This is a genomic window from Ralstonia sp. A12 (assembly GCF_000801955.1).
Classification (GTDB): domain Bacteria; phylum Pseudomonadota; class Gammaproteobacteria; order Burkholderiales; family Burkholderiaceae; genus Ralstonia.
The window spans coordinates 113308-126210 of sequence record NZ_JSZO01000009.1 but is presented as its reverse complement, the minus strand read 5'-3'; the positions used below and the strand labels follow the sequence as shown (position 1 = coordinate 126210).

At 65.4% G+C, this 12903-nt stretch carries 13 protein-coding genes; 7 read left to right on the top strand and 6 right to left on the bottom strand.

All coding sequences use genetic code 11. The features are described 5' to 3' along the window. Positions 1-486 precede the first annotated feature (486 nt). Together hemE and PI87_RS13835 are read right to left on the bottom strand one after the other, a co-directional pair. A complete protein-coding gene (gene hemE / locus PI87_RS13840) occupies positions 487-1581 on the bottom strand; it encodes a uroporphyrinogen decarboxylase (RefSeq protein WP_039598287.1) in 1095 nt (364 codons plus the stop codon). 138 nt (positions 1582-1719) lie between these two features. Next, complete coding sequence (locus tag PI87_RS13835; protein ID WP_198139559.1) at positions 1720-2706, bottom strand: NAD-dependent epimerase/dehydratase family protein; 987 nt, start codon at positions 2704-2706, stop codon at positions 1720-1722. A 59-nt stretch (positions 2707-2765) separates the two neighbouring features. On the opposite strand from PI87_RS13835, the gene PI87_RS13830 reads away from it, so the two are divergent. Continuing rightward, entirely contained in the window at positions 2766-3578 is an 813-nt protein-coding gene (locus tag PI87_RS13830) for a helix-turn-helix transcriptional regulator (protein WP_039598285.1), read from the top strand. Between the two features lie 185 nt (positions 3579-3763). Here PI87_RS13830 and PI87_RS13825 read toward each other — a convergent pair whose 3' ends face one another. Next, positions 3764-4243 carry a cupin domain-containing protein gene (locus tag PI87_RS13825; protein ID WP_039598284.1) on the bottom strand — a complete coding sequence of 160 codons (480 nt, stop codon included), beginning with the start codon at positions 4241-4243 and terminating at the stop codon, positions 3764-3766. 148 nt (positions 4244-4391) lie between these two features. Then, positions 4392-6194: a methyl-accepting chemotaxis protein gene (locus tag PI87_RS13820; protein ID WP_039598283.1), complete on the bottom strand. Its 1803-nt coding sequence runs from the start codon at positions 6192-6194 to the stop codon at positions 4392-4394. A gap of 158 nt (positions 6195-6352) precedes the next feature. Between PI87_RS13820 and PI87_RS13815 the strand changes: the two genes are divergently transcribed. From PI87_RS13815 to PI87_RS13805, 3 genes are all read left to right on the top strand, one after another. Continuing rightward, complete coding sequence (locus PI87_RS13815) at positions 6353-6934, top strand: hypothetical protein (protein WP_157003137.1); 582 nt, start codon at positions 6353-6355, stop codon at positions 6932-6934. Between the two features lie 98 nt (positions 6935-7032). After that, the gene (locus PI87_RS13810; RefSeq protein ID WP_039598281.1) at positions 7033-7980 is read left to right on the top strand and encodes a sterol desaturase family protein; all 948 of its coding nucleotides are present in this window, start codon (positions 7033-7035) and stop codon (positions 7978-7980) included. Between the two features lie 134 nt (positions 7981-8114). Beyond that, positions 8115-8555 carry a hypothetical protein gene (locus PI87_RS13805; protein ID WP_039598280.1) on the top strand — a complete coding sequence of 147 codons (441 nt, stop codon included), beginning with the start codon at positions 8115-8117 and terminating at the stop codon, positions 8553-8555. 36 nt (positions 8556-8591) lie between these two features. On the opposite strand, the gene PI87_RS13800 is transcribed toward PI87_RS13805, so the two are convergent. Beyond that, on the bottom strand, positions 8592-9473 hold the full coding sequence (locus PI87_RS13800) for a LysR family transcriptional regulator (RefSeq protein ID WP_039598279.1): 882 nt from the start codon (positions 9471-9473) through the stop codon (positions 8592-8594). A 112-nt stretch (positions 9474-9585) separates the two neighbouring features. Between PI87_RS13800 and gstA the strand changes: the two genes are divergently transcribed. The 3 genes from gstA to PI87_RS13785 all read left to right on the top strand — a co-directional run bounded on the left by gstA (position 9586) and on the right by PI87_RS13785 (position 11881). After that, positions 9586-10191: a glutathione transferase GstA gene (gstA, locus tag PI87_RS13795; RefSeq protein ID WP_039598278.1), complete on the top strand. Its 606-nt coding sequence runs from the start codon at positions 9586-9588 to the stop codon at positions 10189-10191. A 252-nt stretch (positions 10192-10443) separates the two neighbouring features. Then, positions 10444-11505, top strand: coding sequence for a phosphate ABC transporter substrate-binding protein PstS (pstS, locus tag PI87_RS13790; protein ID WP_039598277.1), 1062 nt, complete (start codon positions 10444-10446; stop codon positions 11503-11505). Positions 11506-11677: 172 nt separating this feature from the next. After that, entirely contained in the window at positions 11678-11881 is a 204-nt protein-coding gene (locus PI87_RS13785; protein WP_039598276.1) for a DUF3562 domain-containing protein, read from the top strand. A 9-nt stretch (positions 11882-11890) separates the two neighbouring features. Here the strand turns inward: PI87_RS13785 and PI87_RS13780 are convergent, their stop codons facing one another. Beyond that, a complete protein-coding gene (locus PI87_RS13780; protein ID WP_039598275.1) occupies positions 11891-12838 on the bottom strand; it encodes an alpha/beta hydrolase in 948 nt (315 codons plus the stop codon). Between the last annotated feature and the right edge of the window lie 65 nt (positions 12839-12903).

The following is a 12903-nucleotide window of genomic DNA, read 5'->3' as shown; positions in this document are numbered from 1 at the left end:
GTGATTGCCGTGCCCGGCTCAATGTTCAAGTATCACTTGAGGTTTGTGCAGTGGCGCCCTGATCGGTGACCGGTTTTTGGGTCTATCCACACAGGCTGTGGATAACTTTGTTGAAAAGTCGCCCGTAGCGCCCGCGAAGGCCGATGAATCCGCCGTTTTTCTGGCCTGCACGATTTCCACGCACACGCCATTCCCTCAAAAAAATCAAACACTTATGCGATGGCTGCACGTAGCGCCCCCTGTTGCGCCGCGATAAAAACCAGCCGCGACAGCTTTGTGCATAAGTCAAGTCTTGACAGTCAGGTTACGCACCAAAGTGCGCGAAATAAATCGCTTGACACCCCTTTGGGGCCAATCTGCGCGCCCAGGCATGCGAGTAGACGCTCACCCTCTTTGCACCAAAGCGGCGAGCGACCCACTCATGCGCTCGGCTGCACGCACCGCGATGGCTCAATTCAAACGCTATCGCACCGCAGCATGCATCTGTTACGCGGCTTTTTTGCGCAGTGCACGACTGAAGCTGTGCACCTCGTCCACCAGCACCGTCACAGCCTCGGGCGGCGTGAACTGCGAGATGCCGTGGCCCAGGTTGAAGATGTGGCCGTCGCTGTCGCCGCCGGCGGCGTAGTCTTCCAACACGCGGCGCACCTGGGCGCGGATGGCGTCAGGCTCGGCAAACAGGACGGTCGGGTCCAGATTGCCTTGCAGGGCGACGCGGCCGCCGGTGCGTTGGCGGGCGAGCTGCAGGTTGACCGTCCAGTCCACGCCGAGGGCATCGGCGCCGGTCTCGGCCATGGCTTCAAGCCACAGGCCACCACCCTTGGTGAACAGGATGACCGGCACACGCTGGCCATCGGCCCCGGGGCGAATGCCTTCCACCACACGCTGCATGTAGGCCAGCGAGAACTCGTGATAGATGCCGTCGGCCAGGGCGCCGCCCCAGGTATCGAACACCTGCACAGCTTGGGCGCCGGCTTCGATCTGTGCATTCAGATAGTCGATCACGGCCTGCGCGTTGATCTCCAGGATGCGGTGCATCAGGTCCGGGCGCGCATAGAGCATCGACTTGACGGTGCGGAAGTCGTCCGAGCCGCCGCCTTCGACCATGTAGCAGGCAAGCGTCCACGGGCTGCCCGAGAAGCCGATGAGCGGCACGCGCTGGCGGCCGTCCTGCACGAGCGCGCGGCGGATTTCCGCCACGGCGTCAAACACGTACTGCAGTGACGACATGTCCGGCACCGACAGCGCGGCCACGTCGGCTTCCGAGCGCACCGGCTTGGCAAAGCGCGGGCCCTCGCCCTGTGCGAACGACAGGCCCAGGCCCATGGCGTCGGGCACGGTCAGGATGTCGGAGAAGAGGATGGCCGCGTCCAGCGGATAGCGATCCAGCGGCTGCAGCGTCACTTCCGTTGCATATGCCGGCGACTTGGCCAAGCCCAGGAAGCTGCCGGCGCGGGCACGCGTGGCGTTGTACTCCGGCAGGTAGCGGCCTGCCTGGCGCATCAGCCACAGCGGCGTGTAGTCGGTGGGCTGGCGGCGCAGGGCGCGCAGGAAGGTGTCGTTGGCGAGCGGAGCGGACATGGCGTTGGACTCTTTATGAGGGCGCCATTGTAAGGGATGGGGGGCGGGTGGCAGGCGGGGAGCCCCCGCCGGATGCCCCGCCTCCGGACCGCCCTGCTCCCGTTGTAGCGCTCAAGGCCGTCCGCTCACCAGCAGCACTCATCCACCGAGCGTATCGCGCAGCACTGCGTCGATCGGCGTTGCGATCACACCCAACGCCCGCTGGGTCGCGGTGGTATCCAGGCAGCAAGGCCCGTCGTAGAGGTAGGCCATCTCGATCACCTCGCGCAGGATGGAATCGCCGGCGCCGAGCGCCTCGAATTCCGCCGCCGGCATACGCACCAAGACTGGTGCCGGTGCCGCTGCAAGTTCAGCGATGCGCGCGCACAACGCCCGCACTGACAGATCACTCGACGGAACGTGCCACGCACGCCCCCAGGCGCCTTCGTAGCGAGAGGCGGCAACCAGGGTCTTCGCCACATCGTGCGTGAAGGTCCAGCTATGCAGCGCATCGAGATCCCCCGGGAAGCTGGCCGGCTGGCCCTGCACGATGGCGGGGAGCGTCATCAAGGTAAAGAGCGACGCCGCGCCCTGGCCAAGGTAGTCGCTCGCTCGCACCTCGGTCACGCGCACCCGGCTCGCCAGCGCGGCGTTCCACATGGCCGCCCGCACGCGGCCCTTGACAGTGCTCGGCGCCATCGGCAGCGATTCGGACATCGCGCCGCCAACATTGCCATATCCGTAGACGTTGCTCAGCGTGATGAGATCGGCGCCGGCGCGCTCCGCCGCGTTCAGCACCGATGCGGCGATCGGCGGAAATTCTTCGGGCCACCGGTCATAGCGCGGCATCGCGCAATTGAAGAGGGCCGATGCGCCAGCGGCGAGCCCGGCCAGCGCGTCGGCATCGGTCACGTCCAGCGCGACATGACGGACACCGGAAAGATTCGGGCCGGTGCCACGGCGCGAGACGACGATCACATGATCGCCCGCGTCTGCAAGTAGCTTGGCAGTCTGCATGCCGGTGGGGCCGGCGCCGATAACGAGTTTTGTCGCCTGTTTCATGGTGAGGGAACAAAGTTGCGCTGAGCAGCACTCTAGGGTGTTTGTCAGCCGCAATCGCGCACGTTCGGCTTCGGAATTTGGCACGTTCGGCTTCGCAAACCGCTAAAACCCCTTGCCGACAGAGAGAAATCCTCAACGCTAGAATGCACCGCATGCTCGAACCCTCTGCTCTCTGGCCCCCTGCAGGTATCCAGGTCGCCCGCCGGTTCAACCCGCCGGGACGCATCGATTTGCCAATGATCGCGGACCACCGCGTGAGCCTGCACCTGAGCGCACGCACGATCACGACGTGCCGGGAGTCCGGGCAGCGCTTCCTGCGCCGACACGGCCACGTCGATCTCACGCCCGCCGATTGCAGCGGCGCTTTCGATGCCGATGAAGACTACGCCGCGCTGGACGTGCAGATACCTTGTGGGTTTCTCCAGCGCGTGGCGCAAGAGATGCAGATGCGCCCAGCACACGCGGGGCTGCAAGCGCGGCACCTGATCGAGGAGGCTCGCCTGTGTCACCTGATGCTGGCCATTGAGGCTGATCATTGCTCAGGCGCGCCGGGTGGACGGCTGTACACGGACAGCCTGGGCGTCGCGCTCGCGGTGCAGTTGCTGGCTGGCTACGCGGTGGCAGGGCGGCAGGGTGAAGCGCTTTCGGCACGGCAGGTTCAGCGCGTGGTCGACTTTATCGAAGCCAATCTGGACGTTGATCTCTCGCTCGACGCGTTGGCCAGCGTCGCCGGGGTCAGCCGTTCGTATTTGCAGCGCGCCTTCCGGTCGAGCAAAGGCACATCGCTGCACCGGTACGTTGTGGAACGGCGCGTCGAGCGGGCACGCCTGCTGTTGATCAAGCGATCACTGCCCGCCAGCGAGATCGCGCTGGCCGTGGGCTTCGCAAACCAGAGCCACATGGCGCGCTGGATGCGGCGCCTGCTTGGTGTGACACCGCGCGAGCTGCTGCCGTAGCGCGAGCCTCGGCGCTCGCCATGGCCGTTCCAGCCTTGCGCGGCGCCTCGCTTTTCAGGCTCGAGCGGAAAAAGTCAGGGGCACTGTCTGAGCGAAGCGAGTGTATCGCCCCGCTCCCGATCAAGCCTCAAACAAGGGATGAAACACTGGAATCATCACCGGGGCCCAGAACCGCGGCCAGACAATCAAGGCACCTTGTGCGTATCTCCGGCACGCTGCGGCGGCAGCTTGATCGCCATGGCCTTGAAATCCGGGCTGGTGGTCGACGTTCCGTGCACGACCCCGCGCGGAATGACGATCAGGTCGCCCGCCCGCACCTCACTCGGCGCGTCGTCGAGCCAGAACGTGGCCGTGCCGGACATCACGTACTGGATCTCGTCCGAGTACGTATGCGTGTGCTTGGCCACCGTACCCACCTGGATGCCCACCGTGCCGTTGGGCGTGCTTACCAGCCCCTTGGTGCGCAGCGTGCCCATCTCGGCGATGACCGGGCCGATCTCTTCGGCCGTCATGCCGCCCATGTTGATGATCTGCGGAATGAGCGGTGGCGTGGATGGCGCCGCGGCAGGTGCTGAAGCCTGTGCAAACGCGCCGGCGCATCCGATCAATGCAACGGTGGCGAACGCCATCCGGATGCCAGCGACAGAACGGTGATGACGATGCATGACGCCTCCTCATGTCACGGCCGCCGTCAGGATGCGGTGGTCCGGGGCAACGCTGCGCCGATTGTCGCACCGGCGCGCGCGTGAGGAGACTTAGGGCGATTCCGTAGCGAGCGACGGGCGCGTCGCCCGACACCGCACAACAGCAGGCTCAGCCCGCACGCAGCTTGAACAACCCCACCGTACGCGCCAGGCCCTGTGCCTGCTCGTTGAGCATCGCCGATGCGGCCGTCGATTGCTCGACCAGCGCGGCATTCTGCTGCGTGGCCTGGTCCATCTCGGCGACGCTGCGGTCGATCTGGCTGATGCCGCTGCTCTGCTCGTGCATCGCGCCGTCGATCTCGCCGATGATGCGCGACACGCGCTCGATACCGGCCACGATTTCCTGCATGGTCGAGCCGGCCGCCTGCACGCGCTGCGCACCGGTCTTGACGCTGGCTTCCGAGGCCTGGATCAGGTCCTTGATCTCGCGCGCGGCGGTGGCGCTGCGTTGTGCCAGCGTGCGCACCTCGCCGGCCACCACGGCAAAGCCGCGGCCGTTCTCGCCAGCGCGGGCGGCTTCCACGGCGGCGTTGAGCGCCAGGATGTTGGTCTGGAACGCAATGCTGTCGATCACGCCGATGATCTCGGTGATGCGCGCCGACGACTTGGCAATCTCGTCCATCGTGCTCACGGCGCTCGACACCACTTCGCCGCCGCGCGTGGCGGCCTGGCTGGCGTCGCTCGCCAGGCGCGTGGCCTGCACGGCCGCGTCGGCGGAGTTCTTCACGCTGGTGGTCAGCTCGGTCAGCGCGGCGGAGGTTTCCTGCAGGTTGCTGGCCGAGACTTCGGTGCGGTTGGAAAGATCGCGGTTGCCCATCTCGATCTCGCCGGTGGCCGACTTCATGCTGTCGACGCTGGCGCGCACTTCCAGCAGCACCTCGCCAATCTTGTCGATGAAGGTGTTGAACGACGCGCTGATCTGCGCCACCTCGTCGTTGCCGACCACGGGCAGGCGGTGCGTCAAGTCACCGCCGCCGGAGCCGATGGTGTCCATCGCATCACGCACCTGCGACAGGCGGCGGAACGATTGCGAGGTAAAGAACGCGGCGATGCCCAGGGCTGCCAGTGTCAGCAGCACGATCGCCACGGCCAGCGCACGCACGACGTTACGCAAACCGGCGGTGGCCTCGGCCTTGTCCAGCGCGATCACCAGGCTCCAGTCGGTGCCCTGCACGGCCTGTGCCTTGAGCAGCTTTGGTACACCGGCAAGCTCAACCTCAAGCGGTGCGCTGGCTTTGGCCAGCGTCGCCAGCACATCGGCATTGAGCGCAGAGGACACGTCCGTCACCGGCTTGAGCATCAGCTTGGCGTCGGGGTGGGCGATGACCTGGCCGTCCTTGGCAACCACAAACGCCAGGCTCGACGGTGTCGGGTGCACGGCGGCCACCACCTCGCGTACGCGATCCAGCGGCACGGCGCCGCTCACCGCGCCGGTGGCTTCGCCATTGCGGATCAGCGGGGCGGAAAACGACACATACTGCACGCCGGTCGACACGTCACCGTAGGGCTTGGTGACGAGCAGCTTGCCGGCGGCAATGGCCTGCTTGTACCAGGGGCGGATGGTGGGGTCGTAGTCCTTGGGCGTGGTGGTGCTGGTGGACAGGAAGGATTTGTCGGTCCAGCCGATGGTGGTGATGGGGAAGCCATCGGCGTCGCCCATGTGCTTGACCAGGCCGCGCGGGTCGCCATGCTCGACGGCCTCGGCGGTCGTCTTCACGGCGCGCGCCTTGGCGGCCACCCACTTGTCGATGACGAGCGTGTTGGCACTGGTGATGGCGGCCAGGTTCTGGTCGATGGATTCCATCGTATTGCTGCGCACGATGGAGTACGTGGCGGCGCCGGACAGCGCCAGGGCACCGATCACGGTGGCCGACGAGATGAGGAGAATGCGGGTCCGAAGAGAGGAGATCATGATTCTTCTAGGTGGAATGTCCTGCGTGAATCAGACGACTGCGTACGACGTACAGCGCTCGGTGCTACCGTTGCGCCCTCCAGAACGCCTAGTACTTCCGGCTATCAAGGGCCACTGAGCAAGCTACGGCACGGCGCGCGCGAACTTGAGGGCACGCCGTGCCGCCCATCCGAGGGGGCGGCTGCTATAACTGGACGATTCGCTGGACGATTCGCTGGACCATTCACGAGATCCGTCCGCCTGGTTACCCAGACACGATCGGCACGACGATGCCGAGCCTGCACGCTCTCTTCACGATCCGCATGAACGACGTCATCCGTATCAACCCCGCCACGGGTGAAGTCACCCTGGGCGGCTTCAGCGTGACCCCGCAGGCCCAGCCCGACGGCCTGCCCGCACGTTTCGTTGTCGGGCCGCAGCGGCCGGTACAGGTCGAGGGCAAGGCCGTGCCCTGCCGGTTCGCCACCGCCGCCGCGCTGGACGACACCACCCCCGTCACGATCAGCCTGCGCTTTGAGTCCGGCGTGCTGGTGAGCACGTTCTTTGAGCTGGCCCAGCCTGCCACCTACGACGACATCGCCACCACCGAGCAGCGCCACCGCAAGTGGATCGCCAAGAAACTCGGCAAGGACCCGGGCGCCATGGCCACGTTCCCCTGGGGCAGCGCGGGCGTGGCGCAGGACAAGAGCGGCGGTGTGCATATCTATCTGCACAATCGGAACAACACCTGGGCACGCTGAACAGGTTGTAAGAGACGCCTGCGTCAGCCCCAATTGCCGCCCCGGTGCGGTTGCAGTACCGTCGCTGGCATTCCCCACGGAGCCGGGAGCCGAGCGCCATGGACGTGCTGCTCACCATCCTGAAGATTGCTGTCGTGATCGTGCTGGTGTCGTCACTGGCCGAGGCGCTTGCGCTGTCGTTCCTGCGCGGCTGGGGCAACTACGACTGGAAAGCCGCCGGCGTGTCGGTGGTCGATTTCCTGGTACGCGAGTACCCACTACGCTGGCTGGTGCCGATGGCGTTCTGGGTGCACGGCCTGGACTGGGTCTACCAGCACCGCCTGTGGACCCTGCCGATGGACCACTGGACCGGCTGGGCAGCATGCTTTCTCGGCCAGGAGTTCTGCTACTACTGGTACCACCGTGCGGCGCACCGCGTGCGCTGGTTCTGGTGCACCCACGCCATCCACCACTCGCCCAACGACCTGAACCTGTCGGCCGCCTACCGCTTCGGGTGGACGGGCAAACTGACCGGCACCCTGCTCTTCTTCTCGCTGGCGCCGCTGCTGGGCATGCCGCCGCGCATCGTGCTGATGCTGCTGTCGCTGAACCTGCTGTACCAGTTCTGGATTCACGCCACGTGGATTCCGCGCCTTGGTCCGCTGGAGTGGTTTCTGAACACCCCGTCGGCGCACCGCGTGCACCACGCATCCAACCTCGAATATCTGGACGGCAACTACGGCGGCGTGCTGATCATCTTCGATCGCCTGTTCGGCACCTACATCCCCGAGCGCAAAGAGGTGCCCTGCCGCTACGGCCTCGTGCATCCGATGTACACGTACAACCTGCTGACCATCGAGTTCAGCCAATGGCGCGGACTGTGGCAAGACCTGAAGACGGCCCGCTCAACGCGCGACGTGCTCGGCTACCTGTTCCGCCCGCCGGGCTGGCGGCCGGACGGCAACGGCGAGACCACGGAAGATTTGCGCCGCCGCGCTGCGCTCGACGGTGACTTATCGCGCGCCAGCGAGTCCGAGCCGAGTGCACCTGCCGTTGCGTCTTCGTGACATACCCTCCTTCAGCCCACGAGGCAGCTGCATGGGTTTCTGCTAGCCTCGACCGCGATGCCTCATCAACGTCTCCCACGCTTACCCGCACCATGCTGACTGCTTCCCGACGCGCGTGGCGCCTTGCCACAGCCATGGCCACCCTGCTGCTCGCCCTCCAGGGCGCGGCATTTGCTGCACCGACAGTGACGGATCTACCGATCAAGCTGGGTGACTCCATCGATGACGTCAAGCGCGCGCTGGGTACCTCGCTCGACCCCGAGCAGATCGATCAGCCGATCCCCACGCCCACCCTGCCCAAGAAGAAACAACTGCGGCTGAAGACGAAAGGCATCTGGGTGTTTTTCGAGAAAGACCGCGTTACGTCCTATCGTGTGGACGCGCCGTTCCGAGGCGGTGTGGGTGGCGTACATGTCGGCGACGACGTGGTCACGCTTACAAAGGCACTGGGCAACCCGGTCAAAACCGGAACGTTCGGCACCAAGACCACCTACACGTATTACTTCGACGACATCACGACGACGACCTTCATTCTGAACAACGACGAGGTCGAAACCATCTTCTTCATCAAGTAAGCCGAGCGGCGCAATGCGCCGCTCCATGCTTGCGTCTTACGGCATGCGCAACACCTGCGCCAGATGCCCGTACACCGTCGCGATCCGCCGCAGATGACGCGACTCCGGATGTGTCAGCAGCCATAGCTCCGACTGGTTGGCATCCTGCAAATCCCGCAGCGACACCAGATCGCTGCGCGCCTGCGCCATCACCACGGGCAGGATCGAGATACCCGCCCCCATCGCCGCCATCTCCGCCGCGATCTGCAGGCTGTTGACGAAGTACGTGGGCACCACCTTGGGAAAATGCCGCTTGCGCCAAGCCACGGAGGGGTGCTCCGGAATCGCATCGTCAATGGCAATCCACGGTGCACGGCCCGCTTCCACATCGGCGTACGTAATACCGCAGCCGCGCCCCGCATACAGCCCCACGCGAATCGAGCCCAGGTGCTTGCCGACCAGATGCTGCGGCGGACGGCGCGTGGCGCGCACGGCAATGTCGGCGTCGCGCCGGGTCAGGCTCGCCAACTCATTGCTGACCTGCAGGTCGTAGCTCAGGTTCGGGTGCTGCACCTGCAGTGCCTTCAGCGCCGGCGCCACCAGGCCGACCAGGATGGTGTCCGTGGTGGTGATGCGCACGGTGCCCGAGACCTGATCCGGCGCAGCATGCACTGCGGACCGCGCCTCCTCCAGCGCGGCCTCCACCTGCTCCGCACGCTCGGCCAACGACTGCGCCAACTCGTTCGCCAGATACCCCGTGCGCGAGCGCACAAAGAGCGATTGCCCGAGCCCGCGCTCAATCCGCTGCAACGACCGGAATACGGTGGACGCATCCACCCCCAGCCGCTCACCCGCTGCCGCCAGCGTGCCGGTGCGCACCATCGCCAACACGACCTCCAGGTCGGCGGCGCTGAGCCGGTATTGCGTTTGTGCATGCATGGTTTTCTGTTCCGCCTATTTCATTGGCATGTGCGCAATCCTACAGTGTCGACACCGCCGCCGTTGGCAACGACCTCCGGCGGCTCCCAACGTGTTCAATGAGATAACGACCATGAAGCTCTACTACTCCGCCGGCGCCTGCTCGCTGGCCGTACATATCGCCCTGCGTGAAGTGGGCGCGAAGTTTGACCTGACCTCGGTGGACCTGACCAAGCACCTCACTGCGGACGGCACCGACTTCTATACGATCTCCCCGCGCGGCTACGTGCCGCTGCTGGAGCTGTCCGACGGCTCGCGCCACACCGAAGCCGCTGCGCTGCTGCAATACGTGGCGGACCTGGACCCAACACAGGCGCTCATCGGCAAGGCTGGCAGCGCGCACCGGCTGGCCGTGATCGAGTGGCTGACCTTTGTCAGCACCGAGCTGCACAAAGGATTCGGCCCGCTCTGGTACAAGGACACGCCCGAAGCCACGCGCCAGGGCGCCAAGGACAAACTGGCCAAGCGCTTTGCCGAGCTGGATGCCCGCTTTGCCAAGCAGCCGTATCTGGCCGACAGCTACAGCGTGGCCGACGCCTACGCTTTCACCGTGCTGAACTGGGCCAACTTCCTGGCGCTGCCGATGGGGGCGTATCCGAACGTGCAGGCGTATATGGCGCGCGTGAGTGCACGCGCTGCTGCGCTGGACGCGATGAAAGCGGAAGGGTTGGTGAAGTAACGCGCACCACGCAGTCGCGGTGATTCCAGAGCGCTGGACTACAGGTCCGGCGCTTTGCGTTTAGCGATGTCTGGCCCCAACACGGTCTAATCAAAAAGGCCTAATCAACACCCTACTCCGCCTAACGTTTGCGGAACGTCTTACAACAGATGCCCATGTCGTAGATGTGTTCTATCAGCGCAGCATGCCGCGCTGCAGCACGCGCATCGCTACAATTTCAGGCTTCGCACTCCGCTGTCTGCAGGTCGCCTCATGTTCAAGCACGTTGTTCTGGCCCTGGCTGTTGTCGCCACGGGCGCCCCCGTTCTCGCGCACGCTGAAGTGCGTGGCGCCGGGTCGACGGCCGCTGCGCCGGTGTATCGCATCTGGTCGGCGGGGTATGCCGCCTCGTCCGGCGTCACGCTCAGCTATGACGCGGTGGGCTCAGGCGAAGGCATCAAGCGTATCCGCGCGGGTTCGGTGGATTTCGGTGCATCAGACGTGCCGCTGTCTTCGGCCGATGCGGCCAAGGCGGGTCTGGTGTGCGTGCCGTCCGTGGTGACCGGTGCGGTGCCGTTCATCAACGTGCCGGGCGTGTCGCGCGGTCAGCTCAAGCTGACGGGCGAAGTGCTCGCCCAGATCTTCCTCGGCAAGATCGACAGCTGGGACGCGCCTGAGCTGCGCACGCTGAACCCCGGCGTGGCGTTGCCCAAGCTGAAGATCCGCCTCGTAGTGCGTGCCGATGGTTCGGGCACGACGTACCACTTCACCGATTACCTGAGCGCCGTCAGCGCGGACTGGAAGTCCACCTACGGCACCAAGTCGACCATTGCCTGGCCGGCGGACTACCTTGCCGCCAAGGGCAGCGGCGATGTGGTCAAAGCCGTGCAGGCCACCTCGGGCGCCATCGGTTATGTCGACTACAACTACATCCTCGACAACGACCTGAACGCAGTGCAGTTGCGCAACGCGTCCGGCCGTTTCGTGAGCGCGCAGGTGGGCGGCTTCCGCGAAGCCGTGGTGCAGAGCGCCTGGAACCGCAAGGGGGATTTCACCGCGCCGCTGGTGAACCTGCCGGGCGCGGATACGTGGCCGATCACCATGGGTACCTTCATCGTGGTGCCGGCTGTGAGCCCGTCGGGCCCGCGCACGCTGGCCGCGCTGAAGTTCGTGACGTGGGGCTACTTCCACGGGGACGAGCTGGCCACGCGTGCCAAGTTCGTACCGCTGCCCGAGCGCGTGCAGGCGAGTGCGTATCGTGAGCTGGCGCGCGTGACCGATGCTTCCGGCGCCGCCATCGGCCTGCAGAGCATGCCCGCAAACTGGGGCAAATGATGCTTGCCGGTGCAGCATTTGCACCGGCAACTGCACTGTTTTGACGCAGCGCAGACAGCGCGCTGAAAGCTTTGCAACAGGGCTGGATTGTTCTAGTGCGTTATCTATAGTGGTCACTCGTCGCGCGAACCAGCCGCGCATGTCACTGCCACAGCAACGACGGGGAACCGCAATGGGCACCGCCATCGCAGACCAGGACGAACAGATCGACAAGATCGCACAGGACACCGGCGCACCCGCCGATCTCGTCCGCGCCCAGTATCAGGAAACCATGCGCACCCTGGCGGCTGACGCCAGCGTGCACGACTACCTCTCGCTGTTCGTCACCCGGCGCGTGCTGGCGGCGTTCCGCCCGCGCCGTACACCGCCGCGCTAGTCCCAGCGCTTATTCCTCACTGATCATTCCAACGAAGGCGTGCGCCGCGCGGCGCATCCATTCGCGTGCGCGCTCGACGTCGGGTTGGATGCGCGCAAAGGCGTGCGTCATACCCGACGCTTCGATGGTGATGACCTGCGCGCCGTGTTGCACGAGGTAATCGGCGTAGTTCAAACCGTCGTCGCGCAGCACATCGTGCGCCGCCACGATGACGACCGTGTCGGGCGGCGTGGTCTTCGGCGGTTGCGCCATCAGGTAGATGCGCGCGTCCTGCTCGACCAGCGGCTTGGCCAGCGCCTGCGCACCGATAAATTTCTCCCAGTACCAGCGCATCTCGTCGCGTGTGAGGCCGGGGCCTTGTGCGAAGGCGTTGTAGCTCTCGCTGCCGAAGGCTGGCGTGGTCACGGGGTAGACCAGCAACTGCGCATTGACGAGATCTGGGCGCACGCTTGCCGTGGCCTGAGCAGCGAGATGCCCGCCCGCGCTATCCCCGCCGACAGCCAGAAAGTCGGTATCGAACCCGAGGTCCGAACGCTGTTCTGCCAGATACGCGAGCGCATCACGCGCATCGTCGGCGGGTGTGGGAAACGGGTGCTCGGGCGCGAGGCGATAGTCGACGCTGACGACCGCACAACCGGTGTCCTGCGCCAGCAACGCAGCCAGCATGCGGTGCGTCGTACGCGGTGCGCCTACCACCCAGCCGCCACCGTGAAACCACACCAGCATGCGCGGCCTGGCCACGTGCTTCGGGCGAAAGACGATCGCATCCAGCGTGCGGCCCGGCAGCGGCAGGCTCAGGTCCGACGTTTCAACGCCGTCCGGATCGGGCCGATCCGAGAGCGCGGCAATCGCCTCGAAACGCTCACGCTGGGCGGAGGCATCTTCCGGCGCAGGCAAGGCGCCAAAACGTTCGGCAATGCGTTGATAGAGTTGCAGGATTTGCGGATCGACGGCCATGGTGCGAGTGCTTCGTGCAAGTTTCGATGACCGTCGAAGTGTAGCGCGTAGGCTTCGGCTCTCGC